Source organism: Desulfonatronospira thiodismutans ASO3-1, from assembly GCF_000174435.1.
In the GTDB taxonomy this organism is placed as follows: Bacteria; Desulfobacterota; Desulfovibrionia; order Desulfovibrionales; family Desulfonatronovibrionaceae; genus Desulfonatronospira; species Desulfonatronospira thiodismutans.
This window is the reverse complement of the sequence record NZ_ACJN02000002.1, coordinates 1,094,179-1,120,518: the sequence shown is the minus strand read 5'-3', so window position 1 is coordinate 1,120,518 and position 26,340 is coordinate 1,094,179. Positions and strand designations below refer to the sequence as shown.

Genomic DNA, 26,340 nt, shown 5'->3' with positions numbered 1-26,340 from the left:
CTTCAATCCCTGAGCAGATTATGCTCCAGGCTGTCACTGTACTGATCCCTCAGGTTCCTGTACAGGGCCCTGCCCATTTCCAGGCCGCACTGGATGAATTCCGGGCCGTAAAGGCGTCCAGTGGAAGTCCTGAAGGTTTCCTGCACCTTTTCAATGTATGACAGTCCCTTTGGGAACCTGTCTATGATATCTTCCAGGGACCATTCCTCGCAGGAGCATATCTCCCAGAGGGTGGTGACGAAATTGTCCGGTCCCCATCTGAACTTGTCCGCGTCATAAAGTACGTCGCTTAAAACCGCCTGCCTTTGATCTGCAGGTTCGAGAACCTCTCTGAACGCTTCGTGGTTGCGCACGGCAAATGCCAGTCCATCCAGCTCTTCCGGTCCGAGAGGGTAATACTGCAGGATTATCCTTGAAAATTCCGCCCCCTTCCGGGCATGATCCCTTTCATGCCGGCTGATGTCATGCAGAAGGCCGGCCATCTGGGCCAGAAGGGTGATGCGCTTGCCGGCCTTGACATCCAGCCACGACCTGGTTTCGATGAGTGCAAGTGTGCCGGCGTCAATACTGACCTTCTTGCAGTGCTCTATCCCGTGCCCGAATCCATCATTGAGAAAGGGCACAACGTCCTCGCGCAGGCGCTGTATAAGCGGGTGACTGAAGAAGATTTCTTTGGAGCGGGCATGCTCCCTGCTGTAGCGGGTGTAAAAGCCCAGACTGTACTTCCCTGCCATGACCCGGGCCTGCTCCTGAACGCTTTTCAGTTCCTCAAGCATCCTCGATCCACTCCCTGGAAAAATCATCGATGTTTTCCTGGATATGGGCCTTGATCTTGCCAAGCAGCCTGGATTCTATCTGGCGGACCCTTTCCCTGGTTATGCCGTATTTTTCACCGATCTCTCGAAGGGTGACCGGGCTTTCCGCCAGCAGCCGCATTTCAATAATATCTTTTTCCTTGTCGCTGAGCTTCGGCATCAGCTCCTTTATGTTCTGCTGCAGAAGCTGGGCCGTTTCTCCCTGCAGAAGTATCTCTTCGGCCCCGTCGCCCAGGGCCGGGATTACATTCATGGGAGTCACATCAGAATCTTCGTTGTAAGGCATGTCCAGGGAGAGGTCATGCTGGCCCAGGCGCTGGCCCATTTCCACCACGTCTGTTTCGGAAACATCCAGGCTCTGGGATATGGCATCCGCGTCCGCAGTTATGCCCATGGACTCCAGCCTCTGCTTCTCCTTGCTCAGATTGTAGAAGAGCTTGCGCTGGGCCTGAGTGGTGCCTACTTTGACCATACGCCAGTTGTCCATGATGAATTTCAGGATATAGGCCCGGATCCAGAAAGAGGCATAATAGGAAAACTTGATTCCCTTGTCCGGATCGAATTTTTTCAGGGCCTTCATCAAGCCTACATTGCCTTCCTGGATCAGGTCCAGGACGTTTTTCATCCATTTTCGCTGAAATTCCATGGCGATCTTGACCACCAGGCGCAGGTTGGAGGTAATGAGCATGAACGCAGCATCCTGGTTGCCCTCATCCCTGAACTTCCTGGCCAGCTCGAATTCCTCTTCAGCGGACATGGTGGGGAAATTGCCCACCTGGCGCAGGTAAATGCGCAGGGCGTCCATGGGCATGGGAGTATTGCCCGGCAACGGACTGACCTCTTTGCCCACGGCACTCTCCAGCTTCTCAGCCACCTTCTTTTCATCCAGCTGACCTTCTTCAGGTGCTTTTATATCCTGTCTTTCTTTTTTTCTTTGAGTCATATTATCCTTGTCTATGGTCATAAGACCCTTTAATCGTATTATATTTCAAAAATTATTTGAGTGACCGCCTTTGTTTGTTGTTTATGTCCATACAACTTATATACCCCAATGCGTGGAGATTTTAAAATCAAAACATACTCAGCTCTGGTTCAGAAATAATTTTATAAATCTTTTATCATCCATTATCAATGTTTTTCAACAGGTAAATATCAAGAGAAGACCTGACCCCGCTTAATCCCTGTTTTCGTTGCGCCTGTTTGACTTCTGGTGTTCAATGTGGTTAGCGTGCCAGCCTAATTTAAAAAAGTAGCAATCGAAGATGATAGTGTTTTATACTGTATTGATTTTGCCAAGAAGTTCAGGGCCAAGATGGATGCTTACAACCAGCTCGAGGGAAAGGACGTGCTGGCCGGCAGACCAGCAAAACTTCCCTTTACCTTGAGCCGGATTAGGTATATAGACATTTGAATGCAATTCACAAAATTTTTATCCAACAACGAAATCGGGATATTTGACGGAGGCATGGGCACCCTGTTGCAGTCAAAGGGGCTCAAGGCAGGGTACTCCCCTGAAAAATTCGGGCAGGAAAACCCGGAAGCCATCCGCGAAGTACACTCTCTTTATCTCCAGGCAGGGGCAGGGGTTATCACCACCAATACCTTCGGCGGCAGCACCTTCAAGCTGGACCCCGGGGTGGATGCGGAAAAATTCAACGAAAAAATGGCCGGGATAGCCAGGCAGGCTGCCGGTGACCACGGCTTCGTGGCTGGAAGCATCGGCCCCACCGGCAAAATGCTCCCTCCCTTGGGAGACATGACCTTTGACAAAGTTCTGGAGGCATACAGGCAGCAGGTGCGCGGGCTGGCCCGTGGAGGCGCGGACCTGATCCTTGGGGAAACCCACCTGGACCTGGCAGAGGCCCGGGCAGTGGTCATGGCTGCCCGCTTTGAATCCAGCCTGCCCGTGGCCATCTCCATGACCTTTGAAAAAGGGACCAGCCTTACCGGGACCTCCCCGGAAGTCTTTGTGGACACAATGCAGAACCTGGGTGCGGACATAATCGCCATCAACTGCAGCTGTGGACCCGAAGAATTCGTCCCCCTGGTTCAGGCCATGCAGCCAAGGCTTTGCACACCTCTTCTTATTCAGCCCAATGCCGGCATACCTGTACTGGAGGACGGGGAAACAGTTTTCAAAGTAGGCCCGGAGGAATTCGCGGACAAGCTGCGGGTCTTCCTGGACATGGGGGCCAAGTTCCTGGGCGGATGCTGCGGGACTACTCCGGAGCACATCAAGGCCCTGAAAAACATGGCCGCCAGTGCTTCTTACAAGCCCAATACACCCACAGAGCAGCCGGGAATAGTTCTTACCTCCAGAAGCAGGACCCTGCCCTTTGGCCATCAGTTTGCACCTGTCCTTATCGGGGAAAAGATAAATCCCACGGGCAAGGAGGACCTGGCTGCCCAGCTGCAGGGATTTCAGCTTACCCGGGCCCTGGAGATCGCCGAAGAACAGTTTACTTCCGGCGCCCGGATCATGGACGTCAATGTGGGTGCGCCCATGGTGGAAGAAGAAAAGGTACTGCCGGCCCTTTGCCGTGAACTGGTATCCAGGTTCGACTCTCCCCTGGCCATAGATTCAAGCAATGTACAGGCCATTCACAATGCCCTCCTGGAATACCCGGGCAGCGCCCTGGTCAATTCCATAAGCGGAGAAAAGGACAAGATGGAGCGCCTGGGGCCCATCTGCCGCGACTTCGGCGCTCCTTTCATCCTGCTGCCTTTAAGCGGAGGCAGGATGCCGAAAAGCACCGCCGAACGTCTCCAGATCATCGAAGACCTCCTGGAAAGGGCAGACAGGCTGAACATTCCCCGCAGGCTGATCATCGTTGACGTACTCATCATGACCGTCTCATCACACCCCATGGCGGCCATGGACTGCCTGGAGACCATAAGACACTGCCGGGAAAAATGGGGGCTGGCCACTCTGGCCGGTCTTTCCAACATATCCTTTGGACTTCCGGCCAGGGAACTCATTAACGCACACTTCTTCAGCATGTGCGCCGGGGCTGGGCTCAACGCCTTCATCGGCGACCCCCGCTCCACCCGCATGAAGGAAGCCATGGATGCCTGTAGCGCCCTGCTGGGACATGACAGCCAGGCCCAGGAATTCACCATGCGCTACGCCGGTTGGGAATCCGGGGAAATGCATGCACCCGGGGAGCAGGACGGCCAGGAGTTTGAATCCCCGATCCAGGAAGCCGTCATCCGGGGCAAAAAAAGACAATATAGTCCCACTTCTGGAAAAGGAAATCCAGGACGGGCAACAGGCCTTCCAGCTTGTGGACGGCGAGATGATCCCGGCCATTAACATCGTCGGGGAAAAATACGAAAAACGCGAACTGTTTCTGCCTCAGCTGATCTTAAGCGCCGAGACCATGAAAAAGGGCTTTGAATACCTGCAGCCCCTTTTGCAGCAGGACGAGCAGGAGCAGGGCCCCACGGTCCTCATGGCCACAGTGGAGGGGGACATCCACGACATAGGCAAAAACATCGTCTGCCTGATGCTCAAGAACTACGGATTCAACGTGGTGGATCTGGGCATAGACATCCCGGCGGAAGAAATAGTAAAAAAGGCCAGGGAGGAAAAAGCCAGCGTCATCGGCCTGTCAGCCCTCATGACCACTACCATGGTCAAAATGCAGGACTGCGTGGAGCTTCTGCACAAAGAGGGACTGAAGTGCAAGGTAATGATAGGCGGTGCCGTGGTCACCCAGGCTTATGCCGAAAGAATCGGGGCGCACGGATTTGCCCGGGATGCCGTGTCCGCGGTTAAACTCGCCCGCAAGCTTTGTTCGGAGTAGATCATGCACAAAAAATACTGCCGGGGAACCTTCCAGAACCTTCATGCAGCGGCCCTTTCTGCATGTATCTGCCTGGCTCTGCTGCTTGCCCTGCCTCTGGCAGCCACTGCAGATGACAGCTCTGTACCGGAAGAGGTGGACCCGGAGGAAATTGAAAAACTCGTTGAAGATGAAAAAGGCAAGGTGCTTATCCTCAACTTCTGGGCAACCTGGTGTGCGCCGTGCAGGGCGGAAATTCGAGACCTGGTAAGAATCAGGCAGGACTACAGCCCGGATCGGGTGAGCATCATAGGCATTTCACTTGATTTTAACCCCCGGGCTGTTCCTGACTTCATGGAAAGAAAAAACATGAACTACCCGGTGTATATATCATCCCAGGATGTTATGGATGCCTACGATATCACCGGCATTCCTTACACCTTGATATATGACGCAGAAGGAAACCTGGCCGAAGTCCATGAAAGCCTCGTGGACTATGAAATCCTGCAGGAAGAACTGGACCGGCTGCTGGCGGATTAAATTGGACAAGCTTTACTTACGCAAAGCCAGAATCGGGGACGTCAAGTCCATTCACGGGATCCTCATGAACTGCTCGAGGCAGGACCTGCTCCTGCCCAGGTCCTACAGCGACCTTTACAGTCATTTGAGGGACTATTTCGTGGTGTGCGATGATCCCGGCAACAATATAATGGGGTGCTGCGCCCTGAGCATTGTCTGGGACAACCTGGCCGAAATCCGTTCCCTGGCCATAGTTTCCAGCATACGGCACATGGGCTGGGGGGGCAGGCTGGTGGAGGCCTGCCTAAGCGAAGCTTTGACCCTGGGGATATACAGGGTCTTTACCCTGACTTACCAGACGGAGTTTTTCGCCAGGCAGGGTTTCAGGGAAATCTCCAAGGACATGCTGCCCCAGAAGGTGTGGGCCGATTGCCTCAATTGCCCCAAGTTCCCCGATTGCGACGAAATTGCCATGCTTATGGAAATGTAAAAAAGGACTTTGCCTTGAATTTAAGAGAGGTCTTTGCCCGGGATGAAATAAAAAAACGAGTGCAGGATCTCGGCCGGGAAATCTCCATTTTTTACGGCCGGGAAAAAGTCCTGGGAGTGTGCGTGCTCAAGGGGGCTTTTGTTTTTTTTGCAGACCTGGTGAGAAGCCTGGAAATAGACATGGAGATTGATTTTGTCCGTCTGTCCAGCTATGGGGACGATACGGTCACCTCAGGCGAGGTGACCGTCAAAAACGATCTGGAGACCGATGTCTGGGAAAAAAACGTGCTGGTGGTGGAAGATATAGTTGATACCGGGGTTTCTTTGTATTACTTCAGACAGATGCTCCTTTCCAGAGGGGCTAGCTCTGTTCGGATCTGTGCCCTGATAGACAAGCATGAGCGCAGGCAGCTTCCAGTCAGTGTGGATTTCTGCGGCTTTCGTGTGCAAAAAGGCTTCCTGGTGGGCTACGGCCTGGATATGGCTCAAAAATACAGAAACCTTCCAGGCATTTATGCCATTGACCCATCGCAAGAATAATCAGCCAAAAATGCATGAGAACCAGCTATGACAGTTCAGTGCCCAAACTGCAGCACCAAGTACCGCTTTGACGACTCCAGGCTCAAAGAGGATCAAAAAGTCCGGTGTACCCGCTGCAAGCATGTCTTCACCCTTTCATTCCTAAACGATGAAGACCAGGCTTACCAGCAGCCGCCGGACCCCGGCGATTCTCTCCGGGAAAGCGCAGACACTGCCCCGGAAAAACCCTCCCGGGACGACATGCATGTTGAGATCACCCCGGAGGAAAAAACCGGCAAAGCAGGCAGGCCCAGGCTGAAAAAGATCGGGGCGGTCCTGGCGCTTTTTTTAATCGTCGCCGCCAGTCTTTACGTAGCCCTGCCCAAAATCGCCCAGCACGTCTATATTCCCTTTGTCAGCTCTGAAAGAGACGCTGAAGAAGTTCCCCGCAAAGAGGTGTTTACAGAAGAGGACGTCCGGGATATTTCCCTGGAGAATGTCCGGCAGTACTTTGTAAACAACGAGGAAACAGGGCAGCTTTTCGTGGTGGAGGGCCGGGCCGTGAACGAATTCGACTCGCCCCGCGCCCGCATCAAACTCCGGGCGGCCCTGTACGATAATCAGGAACAGGTGGTCCAGGAAAAGGAGTTTCTGGCCGGAAATGCCGCCTCACTTTTCCAGCTGCAGGTTTCCTCGAGAGACGAGCTTGAGTCCACTCTGACCTCCCAGCTGGGCATCCTGACCAACAATAAGCATATTGAGCCGGGGGAATCCACTCCCTTTATGACCGTTTTTTTCAATCCCCCTGAAGAAGTCCAGGAATTCGGCCTGGAGGTAATAGAGGCCCACATTCCGGAATAGGCCGCATGAAAACCAGAACTATACATGTGTGCACCTCCTGCGGGTCCAGTGCCATGCGCTGGCAGGGGCAATGCCCGGGCTGCGGCGAGTGGAACACCCTGGAGGCCAGGTCCGGTTCCACGCAGGGCAAGACACAAAACGTCTCCCCCGCCAGCCGCCCAAGCAGACTCTCCAGTGTGGACCTCACCCGGGCGGACCATATGCCCACCGGCATGCAGGAACTGGACGACGTACTGGGAGGAGGGCTGGTCCCGGGGGGTGTCGTACTTCTGGGAGGTGAGCCGGGTATCGGTAAATCCACACTACTTTTACAGCTTCTAAGCCTTGCAGGGACAAAGGATGGTCACACTCTTTACATAAGCGGCGAAGAATCCCTGCCCCAGATCAGATCCCGGGCCCAGAGGCTCGGCCTGGACCAGGAGAACCTCCAGGCCATGGCCACCGGTTCCCTGGAGGATATTCTGGCCGCCCTCTCGTCCCACGGCCCGTATCAACTGGTGATAATCGATTCAGTGCAGACCATAAGCAGTTCTGAATCCGATTCCATGCCCGGGGCCCCCACACAGATCCGACAGGTCTCATCCAGCCTCATCAAAGCCGCCAAGGAATCCGGAACCTGCATCTTCCTGGTGGGACACGTGACCAAGGAAGGCCAGATTGCCGGTCCCAAGCTCCTGGAACACATGGTGGACACGGTCATTTACCTGGAAGGGGACAAGGAGCATCTTTTCCGTATTCTGCGGGTCATTAAAAACAGGTTCGGACCCACCGACGAGCTGGTCATGTTTCAGATGGGCGCTCTGGGACTGGAAGTAATCCAGGACCCCTCGACCTTTTTCCTGCAGGCCAGGGACCCGGCCCTCAGCGGGACAGCAGTGGTCATGGCCGTGGACGGGCACAAGCCCTTTGCAGTGGAAGTCCAGGCCCTGGCCACGCCCAGTTTTCTGAGCATCCCCAGGCGCACAGCCCTGGGTTTTGACCTGAACCGCCTGCACCTTCTCCTGGCGGTCATGGAAAAGAAACTGCAGCGCAGCCTGGCCCAGTCGGATATATACACCAAGATAGGGGGCGGGCTTAAACTGGTGGATCCGGGTCTTGATCTGGGCCTTGTGGCGGCGGTTCTCTCCTCGTTTCACAACCAGAGCCTGCCCGAAAGGGCCATTTTCTGGGGGGAGGTGGATTTAAACGGTCAGATCAGGCCGGTACTGGGGCAGGATATCCGCCTAAAACAGGCCTTCAGGCTGGGTTATAAACCCGTCTTCTGCCCCAGAAGCCCCGAGTCGGACACCGGCATATCCACCATCATGGAGCTTCAGGATATGCTCTTTGGCTCAAATAATCCCGGATCCTGAAGAATTTCAGCAGCCTGGTTCCTGCAGGCCGCTGCAAAATCCTCGGGGTAATGCCCGCAGATAAACCGGTGTTGAGCCTCGCTGAAGGACCCTGGCGACCAGGGCAGTTTGGGCAGAAAAGAGTACATGAGGCGCTGCAGGCCGGGACTGGTGAATCTGCCGGAATATTCTATACTCGTAACCATCCTGGCTCCCAGCCCCTCGAGTATCTGCAGGGCCAGCAGCATGGCCCGGTCCAGAGACCGCCTGCACTCGTCATCCGCCTCCAGGATGCTTCCCACCTGCTCTTGGGGCAAAAGCTGCAGCTCCCACTGGGAGACCTGGGCCTTGGGAACAAAGAGCAGGACGTGTTTGTCCTCGTGCACAACAAGGCTTTCCTCGCCTTTGCCTCCGTCCAGGCGGGTATTGTTGCGCAGACAACGGATATAGTCCCGGAAAAAATCCTGTCCGGTTTCTTCCAGATACTCCTTTACGGTCTCCGCGATCATATCCCCGGCACTGAATCCCTGAAACTCTTCTCCTGTCAAACGACCCTGCTCTGCCTGCGGCACACGCTGCGGCACCATGGCATGCTGCTGATGAACCTGCTGGTGAGAGCCATGCAGCCTGTACCTGGTGGGTGCAAAATCAAAACCGAAATTCCAGCCCCACAAGGTGCTGGTAAAAGATACCTGCTCCGGCTTTTTTTCAATCTGTGCAAGGATGGCCTGCCTCAGCTGTTCCATTTCCTGGGGGGACATGGGCCCTGCTGCCGGTTCAAGGCCCAGCTCCCGGGCCAGGCGTACGTAGGTTCTTTGATAATACAGGTGCCTGAGCCCCTGCATATCCTTTAAAGAGAGGTCTGCGGCCCGGTAGCGCACCTCCTGGTGGCTCATGTTGGAGGCGTAGTGCCCCCAGGGTATGTAACTGTTGCGGCGCAGATACTCAAAGACCCGCGTGCTCTGCTCCCCTTCACAGACATCTCCCACGATCTCGCTTCTGCCCTGTACCCCGGGACGAAGCAGCATGATTTCTTTATATATATCCGGTAGAAAGGGGTTGTTACCCACAGCCTCGAACAGATCACGGTCATGTATCACCGGCAACGGGGAGCCGTCTTCCCGGCGGGAGTATGCAAGCCCGACTGGTTCCGCCCTTTGGCTGTCTTTTATAAAATCACACGACAAATGGGCCAGCCGGACAAGGTCCTGCGGATCAGTGGACGTGGTGGCCAGGGCCAGAAGCAGAGAATGAGGCAACTCCTGGAAAAGCCCCTGCACTGACTGGCTGGACATATTTTCCTTAGCTGCCCAGGAGTCAAGACTCTTTAACAGGGATACTTCACCTGGAGGGGAAATGCGGATGGATAAAGGGTCTTTGGCCCTGGAGGCAGCCCAGCCGGAATCGATAAATGTGCTTCCCCGGAAGCTGAAGGCATTGGGTATTTCGTAAACAGTAAAAGCCCCGTTTACCTGGAGATCCCCTTCCGGGAAATTGTCCTGGTTATGGACCATGGTTTCATCCGGCAGCCTGCCCAGGCAGAAGTGATGGTCCTTCTGCCTGAGATTACATACCTGATAAGAGGGGTGGTGCACCCCGTAGCGAAACTTCCCTTCCGGGGTCACGCAGGTTCGCATTTTCATCTAAAGCCCTCCTGGAGCCTTTTGAATTTAAAAAACTCTCACGCTCCCGGCATTACAAAGCCGGCTTTTGCAGACGCGTTGCACATGATCCTAAAACAGCAGGTTCAAATTATCAATTCGCCTTTCCCGCTTTTGTGGCCCGGTTTTTTTGTTCCGCCGCCGCGCTAAAAAACCGGCCGGGAAAGGAGCCACCCGGGGCGGGCAATGCTTCATCTGCGGCCCGGAAATAAAACACACAAGGGTGCAGGTGGGGATATGTGACAAAAATTTTGACTTTCGGGGCTCCATTGTTTAAAAGCAGGAAAAAAACACCTTCACAGGAAACCTTCATGCGCAACATTTCTTCATCGCCAGCTGCTGCTAAAGAAAAAACCATCCTCATTGTCGAGGACAGCAAGATATTTTCCCACGTATTGAGTAACGCGGTAAAAAAAGAACTGGGCCTGGAAGCCGTGGTCTGTTCATGCTATCAGGAGGCCCGGGACTACCTGGAGCACGGTTCGCAGGACCTTTTTGCCGCACTTCTCGACCTCAACCTCCCCGACGCACCCTATGGCCAAGTGGTGGACCTGGTGGTTGGAAAAGGCATAGCATCCATAGTCTTTACCGGGGAAATATCCGACGATCTGCGCGATCGAATGTGGTCCAAGCATATTGTGGATTATATATTAAAGGACAACAGGCACAACGTCCAGCAGGTGGTGGATATTGTAAAGCGGCTCCAGCTGAATACCGGGATAAAAGTACTGGTGGCGGACGACTCTTCCGTCAGCAGAAAGATAATCAGGGATCTTTTGGAGGTATGGAACTTTACCGTCCTGGAGGCCGGAGACGGCCGGGAAGCACTGGACATTCTCAATAGGCAGGACAGGATAGGAATCGTTCTGGCAGATTACAACATGCCCGAAATGGACGGCATGGAACTGGTCAAGGAACTCCGCCGCACATTTTCAAAGACCCGGCTGCCCATAATCGGCCTGTCGGGTGCAGGGGGCGCAACCACCTCGGCTCATTTTCTCAAGGCCGGGGCAAACGATTACATGCACAAGCCTTTCCTGGCTGAAGAATTGTACTGCCGCGTAAGGCACAACCTGGAAACCACCGAGTACATCCTGACCATAAGGGAGTTGGCTGAAAAGGATTTTCTCACCGGGCTTTTAAACCGGCGTTCTTTTTTCAATTCTGGTGAAAAGCTGTTTGCCAATGCCCTGCGGGGAAACCTGAATCTTGTTGTATCCATGATGGATATCGATCATTTCAAGAAATGCAATGATAAGTACGGCCATGATGCCGGGGACGAGGTCATTTGTTTTGTAGCAGACAGGCTCAAGTCCAGCCTGAGACAGTCCGACCTGGTGGCCCGGTTTGGTGGTGAAGAATTCTGCGTTGTGGGTGTCAACATGCACTCTGAAAACATCACGGAAGTATTCGAGAAAATCCGTGCAGACATTGAAAACTCGGTAATCAGGTCCGGGGAGCATGAAATGCGGGTCACTGTAAGCATCGGAGTATGTTCCACCCTGAAAAGCAGCCTCGAGGAAATGATAACCTGCGCCGACGACATGCTCTACAAGGCCAAAAATCAGGGCCGCAACCAGGTTTGCGTTGAATAAGGCTTTTCCAGGGAAAGACACTTACTCTGAAGATGTCTATATCTTTTTTCTCTTTCTTAGCCAGGCCAGAAGCCTTGGCTCCTGGCCCTGGTCTTTGGGCTCGTAGAACCTGCGCCCGGCAAGCTCAGAAGGCAGGTATTCCTGCTCAATCCATGCTCCCGGATAGAGATGCGGATACTTGTAGCCCTGACCGTAGCCCCATTCCTTCTGCAGGGTGGTGGAGGCATTTCTCAGGTGCAGGGGAACCGGTCTGGGGCCGTGGTGCCGGATTTCCTTCTGAGCGGACAGATATGCGGCATAGGTGGAATTGGATTTGGGAGCCAGGGCCAGATAGACCGCAGCTTCGGCCAGGGGGATGAAACCTTCGGGCATGCCCACGAATTCCACGGCATGCTGACAGGATACAGCCAGGGGCAGGGCCATGGGATCGGCCAGGCCCACATCCTCGGAAGCAGACAGGATCAGCCTGCGGCAGACAAACCTGGGGTCCTCCCCCGCTTCCAGCAGGCAGGCCAGGTAGTACAGGGCTGCATCAGGATCACTGCCGCGAATGGACTTGATCATGGCCGAGGCCAGTTCATAGTGCATGTCCCCGTCCCGGTCGCCCTTTATCACCGCTTCCGGTAGAACGGTCTTGAGCTTGTCCGGTTCCAGGTTCTCCTGGTCAAGCTCGCGCACATACTCCATGAGATTCAGAAAGGTGCGGGCGTCTCCTCCAGAAAGGGAGGCCAGCAGATCCAGGCTCTTCTCCGGAATGCTCACATCCAGCTCTTTGACTGCGCGTTCCCCGATCTGCCTTAGCTCAGGCATACTAAGAGATCTGAGGCGCAAAACATTCATTCTGGATAAAAGCTGGCGGGTGACGCTGAAGGACGGATTTTCCGTGGTTGTAGCCAGAAGGATGATTTCCCCGGTTTCAAGCAGGGGCAGAAAGAAGTCCTGCTGCGCCTTGGAGAAGCGGTGCAGCTCATCCAGGATAAGTATCTCCAGGCCCTCGAGCTTTTTGCGAAGCTCGGCCAGCCCGATCTCGGGAGCGCTGAGCCTTAGGTGGGACTTGCCCTGGTTTCCGGCAATGATCAGGGCCAGGGTGGATTTGCCGCACCCTGGAGGCCCGAAAAAAAGAGTGCTTTGAAGCCTCTGACTCTGGCCCATGGCCCTGAGCCTGGTCCTGAGATGGCTCTGACCAACAAAGTCCTCGATGCTCTGAGGCCTGATCTTTTCAGCCAGGGGTTTTTGCATGAATACTTATGCCCGCGGGGCAGTTGATTTTTGCCCCCGGGCCGTTTGCCTTGAAAAAATCCATTGATCCCGGCTTGAAAATACCCTCAAACCTGCTCCGCTTCCTTGATGGCCTTGGTCAGCTTGGCCTGGTCATCCTTGAACAGCTTGTAGTTCAGGGAATCCTCCAGGGCCTGACGGCTGGCCTCGATAATATTGAAGGATACCCCCACGGTGACCCACTGGGCATTGTGATCCGCGGACTCGATAAGCACCCTGACCCTGGAGGCTGTGCCGGAGTAGGTCCCGGAATCGTTTATGGCAAAGACACGGACCTTGAAATCCACCAGGTGCATCTCTGCAAGCGTGGGATAAAATTTCTCCAGAGCCTTGCGTAAAGCACTGTCCAGGGCATTCACCGGACCCTTGCCCGTGGCGGCGGTGTGTTCCTGCAGGCCGCCCACCCTGACCATGACCGTGGCTTCGGAAAAAGGCTGGTCCTTTTTATCGCTTTTGCTCTCCAGCACCCGGTATGAATCCAGGGTGAAATACTTGCGCGCCCGGCCCAGAGTGCGGTTTAAAAGCAGCTCGAAAGAGGCCTCGGCCACTGCATATTCATATCCCTGACTTTCCAGGTCCTTCAGCTTGGACAACAGGTCCAGCACAAAGGGATCGTCCTTGTCCAGCTGAAAACCGTACTGCCTGGCCTTGAACAGGATATTGCTCTGCCCGGCCAGATCCGAAAGCAGGATGCGCTGCTTGTTGCCCACCTCCTCCGGGACAATATGCTCGTATGTCCGGGGGTTCTTGCGCACTGCGCTTACATGCACTCCGCCCTTGTGAGCGAAGGCGGACTTGCCCACGAAAGGCTGACGGTGAAATGCCCCGATATTGGCTACCTCGGCCACGAAGTGCGAGGTGGAGGTCAAGAGGCTTAGGTTGTTTTCAGGCAGGCAGGTGTATCCCATTTTCAGTTCCAGACTGGGAATGATGGAGCACAGATTGGCGTTGCCGCACCTTTCTCCATACCCGTTGATGGTCCCCTGCACCTGAACAGCCCCCAGATCCACCGCCAGCAGGGAGTTGGCCACCGCTGTCTCGGAATCGTTGTGGGCATGGATGCCCAGCCTGGCCTCGGGCAGGCTTGCTTGAACCTCCTGGATGATCCGGCACAGTTCCATGGGTGTGGTGCCTCCGTTGGTATCACAAAGCACCAGGATATCCGCCCCGCCTTCCATGGCCCTGCCCAGGCAGGCCAGGGCGAATTCCTTGTTGGCCTTGAAGCCGTCAAAGAAATGCTCGGCATCGAAAAAGAGCTCCTCCACTCTGGGGCGCAGAAAGCCCACAGAATTGTAAATGATCTCCAGGTTGCGCTCCTGTGTGGTGCGCAGGGCGTCTTTTACATGCACATCCCAGGTCTTGCCGAATATGGTAATGGCTTTGGTCCTGGATTTGATCAAGGCATCCAGGTTGGGGTCATTCTCAGGGGTCTTCTTGGTGGAATGGGTACTGCCGAAAGACACCACCCGGGAATGATTCAGGGCATAATTCTGGATTTCCTGGAAAAAACGCTGGTCCGTGGGATTGGATCCCGGCCACCCGCCTTCTATATAATCTATGCCCAGGGTGTCCAGCTTGCGTGCGATGCGGACCTTGTCCTCGGTTGAAAGATGCACGTCTTCCGCCTGGGTGCCGTCTCTAAGGGTGGTGTCATATATCTGTATCTTTGACATAAATCACTCTACTACTGGTTTTAAAAAGGCCCTGTTCGTGATTGAACTTACATGCCCGGCAATACAAAAAGAGCCCGGGCAAACCCCGGTCCATTCTTGAGCATTCGCCTGACCACGCTTCTAAGCCGCGTTTACTAATGTGGCCAGCCTGGTCTACCGGTCCTCAACCTTGCACTGTGCCCTGTCCTCTACCGCGCCCTCCTGCATATCCGCCAGGCCGAAAGCCTCGTGCAGGGTACGGACGGCAAGCTCGGTATACTTTTCCTCGATAAGACAGGAGATCTTGATCTCGGAGGTACTGATGATCTTGATGTTGATATTTTCCCTTTTCAGGGCGGAAAAAGCGATGGCCGCCACCCCTGAGTGGTTGCGCATGCCCACGCCGATGACGGAAACCTTGGCCACCCCAGAATCATGCAGTATCTCCCTGGCCCCGATCTTGTCCTTGATCTTCTTGAGAATATTCAGAGTGTCTTCGCTGCTGCCCTTGGGCACGGTAAAGGTCATATCCGTACGGCCGCTTTCCCGGCTTGGGTTCTGCACTATCATGTCCACAACTATATTAGCCCTGGATATGGGCTCAAAAATCGCAGCCGCGCTGCCCGGGGCATCAACGACATCCACCAGGGTTATCCTGGCCTGATCCTTGTCATAAGCCACTCCGGAGACCATTGCAGCTTCCATGCTTTTATCCTCCTGTACGACTAAAGTTCCCGGGTTCTGCGTGAACGTGGAGCGTACATGCACCGGGACGTTGTATTTCTTGGCAAATTCCACGGAACGGATCTGCAGCACCTTGGCCCCCATACTGGCCATTTCCAGCATTTCATCATAGGCTATCTTTTTAAGCTTTCTGGCCTGGGAACAGATATTGGGATCAGTAGTGTACACCCCGTCCACGTCCGTATATATTTCGCAGACCTCGGCATCCAGGGCAGCGGCCAGGGCCACAGCCGAAGTGTCCGAACCTCCCCGGCCCAGAGTAGTGATGCGCTTTTCACAGTCGCAGCCCTGAAAGCCTGCTACCGCCAGCACATCGTAATCCTTGAGGATATCAAAAATATAATCCTTTTCAATATCCAGTATCCTGGCCTTGCCGAAACTGCGGTCTGTCTGAATGGGGATCTGAAACCCCAGAAAAGACCTTGCCTTTACCCCGCAGTCCTTGAGCAGCATGGAAAAAAGAGCCACCGAGGTCTGTTCCCCTGTGGAAAGAATTACATCCATCTCCGAAGGATCCGGACGCTTGGACCAGGTCCTGGCCAGGCTGAGTAGCCGATCGGTCTCCCCGGACATGGCCGAAAGAACCACCACCACCTTGTAGCCTTTGTCCAGGGCCTTGAGCACCCGCTCCCTGACCTTTAGCATACACTCCACATCAGCCACAGATGTGCCGCCGTATTTCTGTACTATCACCCGCATATACTGCTGCTCCTTAACTTTTCCCCTTCCCCGGAAAGAGTGATCAAAGCCTCTCTTGAACCGTTGCAAAATTTCAAAGAGATATCCACCCGGTCCCGGGGTCTTTGGCTCTCAGGCAGAAAATCCCCCCATTCCAACAGGATAAGCCGCTCCTGTCCAGCCAGGAGCTCCTCCACGTCCTGGTCGGGCTCCAGTCCCTGCAGCCTGTATAGATCCACATGCAAAGTCTCGGGGCGGGTGGGGTAGATATTGGCCAGGTTGAAGCTGGGACTGCTTACCTCTGCCTCATCGCCCCCGGGCAGGGCGGAAACAATGCCGCGGATCATGGTGGTCTTGCCCGTTCCCAGCTCCCCGCAAAAAAAGACCGCCGGGAAAAAACCCCGGCTGGTAAAAAAAAGGCCCAGCTTTCTGCCCAGTTCCAGAGTAGCCTCCTCGTCCGGGAGAAACAAAGGCTTAACGAAAGACAAATCAACCATCTATCCGGGCTGATTCGATTTTGCGGGACCCACCAGGGTCTTCAAAACGTCGGATTTGCCCACTACACCCACAAGCTTGCCCCCTTCCGTCACCGGCAGGGTGTGGTACTTTTTGTCCACCATTATTTCGGCCAGCTCTTCCAGGGGGGTATCTTTTTTTACCGCCACAGGCTCCGGGGTCATGGCATCTTCAACCCTGGTGGCCGCTATCTTCTTTATTTCCCTGTCCATTTTTGCTGTTGAGCCAAGGGGGAGGATGCTGTCCAGCACTGTGAACATGGAGGGCAAAGGGATCTTCTTCTGCATGGCCACCAGGTCGCTCTGGCAGATTATTCCCACCAGGTTGTCCTCCTGGTCCACCACCGGGACACCGTTGATATTTTTCTCCAGAAGAAGGTGAATGGCTTCGGATATGTCCGTTTCCGGATGCACCCTGATGGGATCACTGGTCATCAAGTCTTCAGCAGTTGTCATTATCACCCCGTTGATTAACACGTCATTTTAACAGAAGAAAAAAACCCTGTCCCCGACCTTCTTGCCCTTGTATCTGGCCAGCACCCCGGGCAGAATGTCCGCGATCTCCCTGGCCAGGTTACCCCTGAAGGGATAAGTATTTTCAAGATCCTTTCCAGCCAGGCCGTGCCAGTATACTCCCAGGCTGGCCGCATCCAGGGTGCTTAAGCTCTGGGCCATGAGACTGCCGATGATACCGGCCAGGACATCCCCTGACCCACCCACGGCCAGGTTTGAGGTAGCAAAAGGCGATATATAGAAATGCCTGTCCACCCCGGAAATAAGCGTGGATGCCCCTTTGAGCACCAGGTTGACGTTGTATTTTTCTGAGAATTCACGGACAAAACGGCTGCGTTCCTGGTTGATCTGGGCGGCAGAAACATGGAAAAATCTGGCCATTTCCCCGGGATGCGGAGTAAGGATCACCTCGCTGGAACGGGAGATCCGCTGCATGAGGGAATCGTCCCCGGCCAGAAAATAAAGGGCATCAGCATCAAAAAGTGTCCTTTGATGCACATTCTCCAGGTAGTCGCAAAAAAACGCCCTGGTATCGTCGTCACGGCCCATGCCCGGGCCCACCACCACAGAATCGAAACGGGGCAGCTCGTCCTTTAGCTGGCTGAACATTTCCCGGCGCCAATCAAATCCTTCACCCAGAGGGATTGTCATGATCTCGGGCCATCCGCATCTTATCTGCCGGGCAAGATCAGCCGGGCAGGCCAGGGTCACCAGGCCGGCACCCGCGCGCAGGGCACCCAGGCAGGTGAGCACAGCCGCACCCGAAAGGGCCTGGGACCCTCCCAGCACCAGCACGTGCCCTCCCTCTCCCTTGTGCATCGTCCGTCTGGGGATTACCAGCCTGTCCAGTATATCAACATCCAGGACATAATGTTCCGGGGGGCTGTCATGCTTGATGCTCTGAGGAATACCGATTTTTTTAATGCTCAGGCAACCCACGTACTCTCTGGCTTCCGGCTGCATAAGACCCAGCTTGGCCTCTTCAAAGGCCACGGTATCGTCGGCCCTTACAGCCACAGGGCTGGGCTCGCCGGTTATACCATCGATGCCTGAAGGAATATCCAGGGAGATGACGTAAGCCTTTTCTCCCATTTTGTTGATGGATTTTATCCAGTCCACGTAGTCCTGGCGCAGTTCCCCTGTAAAACCCGTGCCCAGGAGCCCATCCACGATAATGTCCACGTCTCTGATAAAATCAAAGTTGTATTCAGAAAGATGGGCATAGGGCACTTCCAGCTTGCGCAGTACTGAAAGGTGATAACCCGAAGCACCGTCATACTCCTTGAGCCTTTTGGAGTGCAGGGTCATGACCTTGACCCCGCTGATCCACAGGTGCCTGGCCAGGGCAAAGGCATCGCCGCCGTTATTGCCCGGACCTGCAAAGAGCAGGGCGGAACGCCCGGCAAGATCAGCAAACCTGTGCTTGATCTGGCTGAAGGCCTCGCGGCTGGCGTTCTCCATTAACAGTTCCGGCCTGAGATCGAAGTCGTCCATGCTTCTTTTGTCCCAGGCAGCCATTTCCTGCGGAGTGGGCAAGGGCAGATACATATTACCTTTCTCCTGCTGTTATTAGAACATTTTATCCAGAAATGCCTGTCAGTCGAAACTGTTTAAAGCTCTTCTGCTTTTGCCGGAAACCCTCTTACTGCCGGAAGCTTACCCTATCTGGCAAAGCCGCGGATGATTTCGTTCATCTGCTCCACGGCCCTGACCATGCCCACCATCACCGCCCTGGATATAATACTGTGGCCGATGGAGTATTCGCAGATATTTTCCACTGCAGCAAAAGCCAGAATGTTCTGATAGTTCAGACCATGGCCCAGATTGACCTTGAGGCCCAGCAAGTGGGCATATCTGATCCCGGCCAGTATTTTATCCAGCTCTGTCTTTTTGGACGGGGAATCCGGGGCATCGGCATAATGGCCTGTGTGAATCTCGATATATTCGGTACCGCTTGAAGCAGCAGCTTCTATCTGGTCCGGCTCTGCATCTATAAAAAGACTGGTATGGATATTTCTTTCTTTGAACGGTTCCAGATAATCCCTGATAAAGCCTTCGCGCCCCCTGCACTCCAGGCCTCCCTCGGTAGTGAGCTCCTCGCGTTTTTCCGGGACCAGGCAGACCATGTGCGGCAGCACATCTAAGGCTATGCCCTGCATCTCTTCTGTTGCAGCCATTTCCAGGTGCAGATTGGCTGTAAGAGTGGATTTTAAAAGCCTCAGATCCCGGTCCTGTATATGCCTGCGATCCTCACGCAGATGAACGATGATGCCACGGGCACCGCCAATTTCCGCCAGGTGGGCCGCTGTGACCGGCTCAGGCTCGCTCCCCATGCGGGCCTGCCTTAAAGTGGCAACGTGGTCGACATTAACTACCAGTACCGGCATACAAATCTCCTGCTTAAGCCCGGCTTTCTTGCGCAAACCAGACATGTAAAGTAAATAGAGGATATTCTCTTAAGGATTCAAAAAAGTCAAGCCTGCAGCTTACAGCTTTTACGCCCTGGCCCGTGACGTTTTCCTCTTGACCCGGGGGTTTATATCAAGGCAGTATGTATGGCACTCAGGATACAAACAGGGCCGAAACAGATACTGCTGTTTTGACTCTGTTTTCACTCCGGCGATTGGTATTTTTGACCCTGCAGCTCTGCCCGGCTGCCGAATTTAAACCCAAAGGGAGGTCACCATGGCCAGAATAAAAATAGAAGGCATGTCATGCGGACATTGTGTAAAAGCTGTAACCGATGCCCTGAACAAGATGCCCGGTGTGTCCGGTGTCCAGGTCAGCCTGGAAAGCGGGCATGCAGATATTGATGCCGGAGAGGACCTTGATATGGCAGCGGTGAAAAAGGCGGTTGAGGACGCGGGCTACAAGGTGATCGAATAAAATAATCAAGCTTAAATTGCAGCTGTTTAAAAACTTCAACAGATGAACCGGCTGTATACGGAGTATTGAATGCAGACCAGTGAAGAGAAAACCAAAGAGGCCATCAGGGACCTTACCCGTGTATTTCAGTTTGAGTTATGGCTCAGGTTTTACTTCATCAGTGATGATGAAGGCAGTCTTTCCATAAACCTGGACGAGGAACTGCTTGAGAAAATGCAGGAAAAATACGGCCACCTGGCTGATCTGGCCAGGACCCTGTGTGAAAAGGAAATAACCCCTGAAGTGTGCCGCCAGGCCATTGTGGAGCATATCATGCACCAGTTCGACGGAATAAAGTACGATGTGGGCTTTGTCCCCCGGATTATGGACCATGCTGTATTCAAGGGCGAGATCCAGCTCTTCAATACCTGGGCCGGGCTGCACGAAGAGCAGCTGGATCGCAAGGTCCTGGATTTCGACAGGTGGATTGAGATCTATGAAGAATGGAAGGCCAGTGAAAGCGCTCAGAAGGTAAACCTGGCCCTGAATATCCAGGATACTGAACACCATCATCCCGGATCAGACAAGACAAACTGAGTTTTCAGCCATCCAGCACTCAACTTGAGCTGCCGGTCCAGCCGGGCCCGGCCTCCGGCTCAGAGGAGCCTACGCCTACGGAGGGCAAAATCACTGCCTCAAGTTGAGTGCTGGCTGCCCCCTGACCTCTGCCTTCTGACATCTGCCTTCTGACCTCTGACTTCTGACTTCTGACTTCTGATCTCTGACTTCTGGCTTCTGCCCATTTCAGACATCTTTCTGCTTTTCCAGGGCCTCCTGAACCGAGTCCGCCATTTCCCGGGCGTCCAGCTCCTCACCTCTCTCCTGCCTGGCCAGAAAGAGATTTATCGCTCTTTGCACCGCGGGTTTGCGGATATCATAGTATAGCTTCCAGTTTTCCAGGGCTTCATGGACGTCCCCCTGCCTGGCGCAGGCAAGGCCTGTGTAGAGAAGGGCGAAGTTGTCCCTGGGGCGAAATCCCAGAAGCTTTTCCCAGGCCTCTCTGGCCCTGGAATAATCCCCCTGCATGAAATGGCAGTACCCCATGCTGCGCATGGCCTCCAGGTGCCTTGGTTCTTTCTTGAGCCTTCTGGAGTACAGGTGGGCGGCCTTTTCGTACTCTCCCTGCCTGATCAGCCTGTCCGCGTAAGCCATGTCCGGATCCAGCCCGCTTGATTCCCTTTCCGGGGCTTTGTTGCCCCGGACCTTATTGAATACCCCCTTGAACAGATCTCTGCGGGACATTTTGCGGTTTTTATCTGAACCGGACTCCTTTCTGCTGCCGGCGCTCATATGGGGTCAACTCCTGCTGGTGGCGATCCTGTAGATTTCGTTGGGATCAAGGATGAGTACCACACTTCCATCGCCCATGATAGTAGCTCCTGAAATTCCTGGCTGGTCCCCCAGGTATTCTCCCAGGGACTTGATGACCACCTCCTGCCTTTCCAGCAGGTCTTCCACAATGAAGCCCATCCTGCGGTCTCCGACCTTGATTATGACTAAGGGCAGCTCATCCCTGTCTGCCTGGTCCACAGGCAGTTCCAGCAGCTCCGCCAGATCGGAAATACCCAGAACCTCCCCGCGCAGGGTTATTACCTTGCGGTTGTTGATCTCATTTAGCCTGCCGGCTTGGATCTTGGTGGTCTCGGATACCGCGTCTAAGGGAATGGCGTAGACCTGCCCGTTCACCTTGACCATAAGGGCGTCTATTATGGCCAGGGTCAGAGGCAGGGCTATGGAGAACCTGGTCCCCTGGCCCACAGCAGAGGTCACGGATATATTGCCTTTCAGGCTCTTGATATTGTTTTTGACCACATCCATGCCCACACCGCGCCCGGATACATCAGTAATGGTCTCGGCCGTGGAAAAGCCCGGTGCGAAAATAAGATCCACCGCCTGATCTTCCTCCATGTTCCTGGCTTCCTCCCGGTCTATGATCCCTTTTTCCACTGCCTTGGCTTTCATCTTTTCCGGATCTATCCCCTTGCCGTCATCCTCTATCTCGATAACCACGGAGTTGCCTTTATGTGCTGCCCGCAGCCATACTGTCCCTTTTTCCTCCTTGCCCCGGTCTTTTCGCTCTTGCGGCAGTTCCAGGCCATGATCCACTGCATTGCGGATCAGATGCACCAGGGGATCGCCTATGAGCTCCACAACGCTTTTGTCCAGCTCGGTTTCCTCACCTTCAGTGATGAGCTGAATGTTCTTGTTGTTCTTGCGGCTCAGATCACGCACTAACCGGGGAAACTTGGTAAACACCGAACGTACGGGCACCATGCGCACATTCATTATGGTCACCTGCAGATCGTCGGAAATGCGGGCCATGGAGTTGGTGGTCTCATTAAGCTGCTGGGCCACCTCCATTACATCCTGCCCCTCTTCCAGGGACCTGGAGAGCATTGCGAACCTGTTGCGGTTTATAATCAGCTCCCCGATGAGGTTCATAAGCTCATCCAGCTTGCCGTGGTCCACCCTGATGGTGGATGTAGTGCTTCCCTGGCTTTTGGCCTGGGGCTCACTGCCCGCTCCCTGGTCTGCGCTTTTGCCGGCTCCTGATGGCTCTGCAGATTCCCCGGCCTGACTGGCTGCCTGGGCTTGCTGCTGCTCCGGGATATCCATTGCTGGTGCAAAGGGCTCTGCTTCTTCCTGTGGATCGGAGCTGACCCGGGAAGCCTCCGACGGCTTTTCTGCAGAGGTTTCCCTGTCAGGCTCCGGGGAGGGCTGTGCAGGAAGGTCCTGGACCGTTGAAGACAGCCCTGAGAGATGCCTGTTGATCATGGATTCCAGTATGTCCACTTCCTGCTTGAGGATACCGTGCATCAGGGAAAAGTCTGTATCCGTCTTCCGGCCCTGGTCCACAAGGTTGGCGGTATTGGAAGCATAATTCTTGAGTTCTTCAAATCCCATGTACCCGGTGGAATTCTGCACCGTCACCAGCGACCTGTAGAGACCGTCAACCAGTTCCTTGTCCGTGCCCTCCTTTTCTAATTTGTCCAGGGCGTGTTTCATATTGGAAAACTGCTGGTCCACAGTCTGCCTGAAAATCTGCAGGTCTTGGGGATCCACCTCCGGATCATTGTCTCCCTGTTGTTGCCCTGCAACCTCATTATCCGCCGGGGCTTGAGCAAAAATGTTTTCTGCCTCTTCCCGGGCCCCGTTGTCCTTTGCTTTGTCTTCTTCGTCCTGGTGCACCTGGAAACGCTTTTTCAATTCCTTTATGCGCGAGGTAATGCCGGATATGCTTTCCGGCTGCACTTCTCCAGTCTCCCTGTCGATATTGCCAAGCAGAGATTCCAGGACATCAACCGTCTCCAGGAGGACGTCCACAGCCTCCGGGTCCAGGACCTGTTCTCCGGAGCGGATGGTGTTTAAGAATGTCTCCACTTCATGGGCCAGTGCATTGAGTTCTATATACCCTATAATGCCGCTGTTGCCTTTGAGATTGTGAAAATTGCGGAACAGGTCGTTTATCCGGTCCTGGCTGCTGCCTTCACCTTTCTCCATTTCCAGGAGCAAGGAGTTTATGGCCGTCAGGTTTTCCTGGGCCTCTTCTATGAAGTCGCTCAAATGATCCAGGCTGACCATGTTCAGGAGATAGTTCTGTTCTGCTGCAGGATGGGAAAAGTCCTGCTCTTCCTTTTGAACTTCTTGAGCCGGAGCACCTGATGAGGCCTGCTCATCCTTGTTTTTTAAAATTTCGTCAATGTGCTCGATTATGTGCCCTACTTCCAGGCTGCCCTCGTGCCCCATGCTTTCCAGGTTGTCCACCATGGTGCGCAAGGCATCGGTGGCTTCCAGGATCAGGTCCATAATGGAGGAGTTGGCCTGGATGCGGCCCTGCCTCAGTTCGTCCAGGATATTTTCGCCCTTGTGGGCCAGGGCATTCATGTCCTTTAGACCTAAAAAGCCTGAAGCCCCCTTGAGGGAATGCATGGGCCGGAAGATATCGTTTAGAAGACTCAGGTTGCCGGGATTATTCTCCAGCTCCAAAAGCTTGGGCTCGATGGTCTCCAGGTGCTCCCTGGCTTCCACTACAAAGTCGGAATACACTTCCGGGTCGAAAAAGTCTTGGCTCATATATTACTCCGCGCCCGGTTTCTTACATGCCTGCGCCTTGAAAACGACACCTTTAAATTACCCCAGAAGCATCTTTACATTTTTCAAAAGCCATTCCGGCTGGGCCGGCTTGACCATGTACAGATTGGCCCCCAGGCTGAGACCCTGCTCCTTATCCTTTTCCTGCCCTTCCGTGGACAAAATGATTACGGGCACATCCCGGAATGCCTCCTGCTCTCTCAGGTTCTGCACGAAGGTAAAACCGTCCATGCGGGGCATGTTGATGTCCGTTATTATCAGGTCAACGTTTGAGGCGGCATAAAGCTTTTCCAGGGCGTCCAGGCCGTCTTCGGCAGTGGTCACATGAAACCCCTCCTTCTTGACGATAAAGGCAATGAGGTTTCGCACTGTCTTGGAATCATCCACCATGAGAATATGTTTGGCCATTTTCGGTGCTGCTCCATGGTTTATAGGTCTTTATGGTCCCCCAGCAGATGCTGGACTATCTTTTCAATGCTCAGTACGGAGATAATCCTCTCTCTATTCTTGATCAAAGCCTCCACCACACCTGAACCGCCACCCAGGGCACTGTCCACGTTCCACTCGATATCACTGTCGGATATGCGGTACATAGTAGCAATACGCTCCACCAAAAGAGCAACCTGGAACCCTGAGTGCCTGCAGACCACCATGAACCTGTGTTCATCTCTGTCAGACTTTTTTATACGCATAAAACCCGGCAGATCCACCACCGGGGTGATCTTGCGGCGCAGGTTTATCACTCCTTCCACATGCGCCGGGGCCGTGGGCAGCCTGGAGGGCTGGATATACTTGATCACCTCCTGGACCGCATCTATGGGCAGGGCATACTCCTGTTGCCCCATGAAAAAACTCACTAACTGCACTTCCTGACGCCGGCGCAGGTCCTCTGAGAGGCCTGCAGCCCCGTATTTTTCCTCCCGGCCCCCCTCAAACGTCTGCTCATCATCTCCTGCATCCACGCTTTCTTCTTTTGCCGGGGGAGGAAAAGCATGAGTCTGCCTGGCCTGGGGACCCACGTCAGGAAGATTTTCGGCGAGTTCTCCGAGGTATTTCTGGATAAACGCCTGTTCCTGGTCCGAAACCTCTTTTTGATCCAGGAGGGCATCAGAGTCAAACACCTGCTCCTGAAAGTACTGTTCTGGAGTTTTCATTTTTTAAGTATCTCCCGGGCCAGCTTGTAATACTCCAAAGCGCCCCTGGACCTCGGGGCATAGTCATGTATGACCCTGCCCCTGGCGCTTGCTTCCCTGAACTTGGTATCAGTGTTTATCACTGTCTCGAAAAGTCTTTCCGGCCCCATTTTCCTGTGCAGGGTATTTAGAACCCGGCGGCAGGCACTGGCCCTTCTGTCGTACATTGTAGCCAGCACTTTATATTTTATCGGCCTTTTCAGGGCTTTGTTTAACAGCCGCATGGTATCGAAAATGAGCTTGAACCCGTGCAGGGCGAGAAAATCGGTCTGCGTGGGAATAATCACCAGGTCGGCGGCCACCAGTGAATTCACCAGGATAATGCCCATCTGCGGAGGGCAGTCTATGATTATGACATCATAATCATTTCGTAGTCCGTCAATCCATTTTTTAAGAATCAGCCCTTTTCCGGAAACGTCCCGCAGATCCGCGTCCAGTTCCGAGAGCTGAATGCTGCTGGGGACAAAATCGAAAAGAAGGCCCTGCCTGTTTTTATACACACAGGTATTGTACGTGCCTTCAAAATCCGGGTATGCCTTAAAAATGTCAAGGGCGGAATGAGTCACCTGTTCCGGGTAAAAGGCCAGGTGAATGGAGGCGCAGGCATGGGGATCAAGATCCATGACCAGGACCTTTTTCTTGAGCCCGGCCAGAGACGAACCCAGATTCAGCGCTGTAGTCGTCTTGCCCACCCCGCCTTTCTGGTTGGCTATTGCAAGCACCTCTCCAGGCAATGAAACCCCTCCTGCACCGGGGTGCAAACCCGGCTTGAGCCTTTACTGCATCCTGTCCAGCATGGTCTTCAGGGCCTGCCAGTCGTCCTCGTAGACATCCACGAACTTAAGCCCCATCTCGTAGAGCTCAAAAGCAACCTTCTCCCGGACCCAGCTCACCTCTGACACCGCCTGAAGATACTGCCCGGCATCGCTTTCAAACACCTTGAAAAAACCGGGGTGATGTTTGTTCAGCCCGGAAATATATACCCGGACCTGGACTGTCTGGCCTTCACCGAACTTTTCATCGCAGCTGAGCCTGAGTCCCCCGGAACTTATATCCGCTGACTCCACCCTGATCTTTTTCTGGGCGGCCAGGGGAAATTCCAGAGGTTGAAGCTCCACCCTGTAGTTCTTTGGAATGCGCACATACTGCCTGCGCTCTTCTTGCTTCTGCATAAG

At 54.1% G+C, this 26,340-nt stretch carries 26 protein-coding genes; 10 read left to right on the top strand and 16 right to left on the bottom strand.

The window, feature by feature from the left end:
• Window positions 1-2: 2 nt before the first annotated feature.
• The gene (locus DTHIO_RS11390; protein ID WP_008870449.1) at window positions 3-776 is read right to left on the bottom strand and encodes an HD domain-containing protein; all 774 of its coding nucleotides are present in this window, start codon (window positions 774-776) and stop codon (window positions 3-5) included.
• The gene (locus DTHIO_RS11385; RefSeq protein ID WP_040418569.1) at window positions 769-1,758 is read right to left on the bottom strand and encodes a sigma-70 family RNA polymerase sigma factor; all 990 of its coding nucleotides are present in this window, start codon (window positions 1,756-1,758) and stop codon (window positions 769-771) included. The genes DTHIO_RS11390 and DTHIO_RS11385 overlap by 8 nt, the downstream gene beginning before the upstream one ends.
• Before the next feature lie 468 nt (window positions 1,759-2,226).
• On the opposite strand from DTHIO_RS11385, the gene DTHIO_RS11380 reads away from it, so the two are divergent.
• The 7 genes from DTHIO_RS11380 to radA are packed head-to-tail and all read left to right on the top strand — an operon-like array spanning window position 2,227 to window position 8,340.
• Window positions 2,227-4,128 carry a homocysteine S-methyltransferase family protein gene (locus DTHIO_RS11380; protein WP_337833164.1) on the top strand — a complete coding sequence of 634 codons (1,902 nt, stop codon included), beginning with the start codon at window positions 2,227-2,229 and terminating at the stop codon, window positions 4,126-4,128.
• Complete coding sequence (locus DTHIO_RS22800; RefSeq protein ID WP_337833166.1) at window positions 4,046-4,621, top strand: cobalamin-dependent protein; 576 nt, start codon at window positions 4,046-4,048, stop codon at window positions 4,619-4,621. Before DTHIO_RS11380 ends, DTHIO_RS22800 begins: the two co-directional genes overlap by 83 nt.
• Window positions 4,622-4,624: 3 nt before the next feature.
• On the top strand, window positions 4,625-5,140 hold the full coding sequence (locus tag DTHIO_RS11375) for a TlpA family protein disulfide reductase (RefSeq protein ID WP_008870446.1): 516 nt from the start codon (window positions 4,625-4,627) through the stop codon (window positions 5,138-5,140).
• 1 nt (window position 5,141) lies between these two features.
• Window positions 5,142-5,609 carry an N-acetyltransferase gene (locus DTHIO_RS11370; protein WP_008870445.1) on the top strand — a complete coding sequence of 156 codons (468 nt, stop codon included), beginning with the start codon at window positions 5,142-5,144 and terminating at the stop codon, window positions 5,607-5,609.
• Between the two features lie 14 nt (window positions 5,610-5,623).
• A complete protein-coding gene (gene hpt / locus DTHIO_RS11365; protein ID WP_008870444.1) occupies window positions 5,624-6,148 on the top strand; it encodes a hypoxanthine phosphoribosyltransferase in 525 nt (174 codons plus the stop codon).
• A gap of 27 nt (window positions 6,149-6,175) precedes the next feature.
• Window positions 6,176-6,988, top strand: coding sequence for a DUF3426 domain-containing protein (locus tag DTHIO_RS11360; protein WP_008870443.1), 813 nt, complete (start codon window positions 6,176-6,178; stop codon window positions 6,986-6,988).
• A gap of 5 nt (window positions 6,989-6,993) precedes the next feature.
• Complete coding sequence (radA, locus tag DTHIO_RS11355) at window positions 6,994-8,340, top strand: DNA repair protein RadA (protein WP_008870442.1); 1,347 nt, start codon at window positions 6,994-6,996, stop codon at window positions 8,338-8,340.
• On the opposite strand, the gene DTHIO_RS11350 is transcribed toward radA, so the two are convergent.
• Window positions 8,301-9,962: an HIT family protein gene (locus DTHIO_RS11350; RefSeq protein ID WP_008870441.1), complete on the bottom strand. Its 1,662-nt coding sequence runs from the start codon at window positions 9,960-9,962 to the stop codon at window positions 8,301-8,303. The two genes, radA and DTHIO_RS11350, sit on opposite strands and share 40 nt — an antisense overlap.
• 329 nt (window positions 9,963-10,291) lie before the next feature.
• Between DTHIO_RS11350 and DTHIO_RS11340 the strand changes: the two genes are divergently transcribed.
• Entirely contained in the window at window positions 10,292-11,575 is a 1,284-nt protein-coding gene (locus DTHIO_RS11340) for a response regulator (protein ID WP_008870440.1), read from the top strand.
• Window positions 11,576-11,611: 36 nt separating this feature from the next.
• Here DTHIO_RS11340 and DTHIO_RS11335 read toward each other — a convergent pair whose 3' ends face one another.
• The 7 genes from DTHIO_RS11335 to DTHIO_RS11305 all read right to left on the bottom strand — a co-directional run bounded on the left by DTHIO_RS11335 (window position 11,612) and on the right by DTHIO_RS11305 (window position 19,342).
• Window positions 11,612-12,814: a replication-associated recombination protein A gene (locus tag DTHIO_RS11335; RefSeq protein WP_008870439.1), complete on the bottom strand. Its 1,203-nt coding sequence runs from the start codon at window positions 12,812-12,814 to the stop codon at window positions 11,612-11,614.
• Between the two features lie 86 nt (window positions 12,815-12,900).
• Entirely contained in the window at window positions 12,901-14,526 is a 1,626-nt protein-coding gene (gene cimA / locus DTHIO_RS11330; RefSeq protein ID WP_008870438.1) for a citramalate synthase, read from the bottom strand.
• A gap of 153 nt (window positions 14,527-14,679) precedes the next feature.
• Window positions 14,680-15,948 carry an aspartate kinase gene (locus DTHIO_RS11325; protein WP_008870437.1) on the bottom strand — a complete coding sequence of 423 codons (1,269 nt, stop codon included), beginning with the start codon at window positions 15,946-15,948 and terminating at the stop codon, window positions 14,680-14,682.
• Window positions 15,939-16,415 (bottom strand): tRNA (adenosine(37)-N6)-threonylcarbamoyltransferase complex ATPase subunit type 1 TsaE, encoded by a 477-nt coding sequence (gene tsaE, locus DTHIO_RS11320; RefSeq protein ID WP_208596404.1) that lies wholly within the window; start codon window positions 16,413-16,415, stop codon window positions 15,939-15,941. The genes DTHIO_RS11325 and tsaE overlap by 10 nt, the downstream gene beginning before the upstream one ends.
• Window positions 16,416-16,424: 9 nt before the next feature.
• Window positions 16,425-16,898, bottom strand: a complete 474-nt coding sequence (locus tag DTHIO_RS11315; protein WP_008870435.1) for a CBS domain-containing protein — start codon at window positions 16,896-16,898, stop codon at window positions 16,425-16,427.
• Between the two features lie 27 nt (window positions 16,899-16,925).
• Window positions 16,926-18,503, bottom strand: coding sequence for a bifunctional ADP-dependent NAD(P)H-hydrate dehydratase/NAD(P)H-hydrate epimerase (locus DTHIO_RS11310; RefSeq protein WP_008870434.1), 1,578 nt, complete (start codon window positions 18,501-18,503; stop codon window positions 16,926-16,928).
• A gap of 113 nt (window positions 18,504-18,616) precedes the next feature.
• Window positions 18,617-19,342 carry a pyridoxine 5'-phosphate synthase gene (locus tag DTHIO_RS11305; protein ID WP_008870433.1) on the bottom strand — a complete coding sequence of 242 codons (726 nt, stop codon included), beginning with the start codon at window positions 19,340-19,342 and terminating at the stop codon, window positions 18,617-18,619.
• Between the two features lie 298 nt (window positions 19,343-19,640).
• On the opposite strand from DTHIO_RS11305, the gene DTHIO_RS11300 reads away from it, so the two are divergent.
• Complete coding sequence (locus DTHIO_RS11300; protein WP_008870432.1) at window positions 19,641-19,841, top strand: heavy-metal-associated domain-containing protein; 201 nt, start codon at window positions 19,641-19,643, stop codon at window positions 19,839-19,841.
• Window positions 19,842-19,910: 69 nt separating this feature from the next.
• A complete protein-coding gene (locus DTHIO_RS11295) occupies window positions 19,911-20,417 on the top strand; it encodes a hypothetical protein (protein WP_008870431.1) in 507 nt (168 codons plus the stop codon).
• Between the two features lie 207 nt (window positions 20,418-20,624).
• On the opposite strand, the gene DTHIO_RS11290 is transcribed toward DTHIO_RS11295, so the two are convergent.
• From DTHIO_RS11290 to DTHIO_RS11265, 6 genes are read right to left on the bottom strand one after another with little or no spacing between them, the layout of a single operon-like run.
• Window positions 20,625-21,170, bottom strand: a complete 546-nt coding sequence (locus DTHIO_RS11290; RefSeq protein WP_008870430.1) for a tetratricopeptide repeat protein — start codon at window positions 21,168-21,170, stop codon at window positions 20,625-20,627.
• A gap of 6 nt (window positions 21,171-21,176) precedes the next feature.
• The gene (locus DTHIO_RS11285; protein ID WP_008870429.1) at window positions 21,177-23,954 is read right to left on the bottom strand and encodes a chemotaxis protein CheA; all 2,778 of its coding nucleotides are present in this window, start codon (window positions 23,952-23,954) and stop codon (window positions 21,177-21,179) included.
• Between the two features lie 57 nt (window positions 23,955-24,011).
• The gene (locus tag DTHIO_RS11280; RefSeq protein WP_008870428.1) at window positions 24,012-24,380 is read right to left on the bottom strand and encodes a response regulator; all 369 of its coding nucleotides are present in this window, start codon (window positions 24,378-24,380) and stop codon (window positions 24,012-24,014) included.
• A gap of 20 nt (window positions 24,381-24,400) precedes the next feature.
• A complete protein-coding gene (locus DTHIO_RS11275; RefSeq protein WP_008870427.1) occupies window positions 24,401-25,126 on the bottom strand; it encodes a chemotaxis protein CheW in 726 nt (241 codons plus the stop codon).
• Window positions 25,123-25,899: a ParA family protein gene (locus tag DTHIO_RS11270; protein WP_008870426.1), complete on the bottom strand. Its 777-nt coding sequence runs from the start codon at window positions 25,897-25,899 to the stop codon at window positions 25,123-25,125. Before DTHIO_RS11270 ends, DTHIO_RS11275 begins: the two co-directional genes overlap by 4 nt.
• Before the next feature lie 42 nt (window positions 25,900-25,941).
• Window positions 25,942-26,337, bottom strand: coding sequence for a PilZ domain-containing protein (locus DTHIO_RS11265; protein ID WP_008870425.1), 396 nt, complete (start codon window positions 26,335-26,337; stop codon window positions 25,942-25,944).
• Window positions 26,338-26,340: the final 3 nt, after the last annotated feature.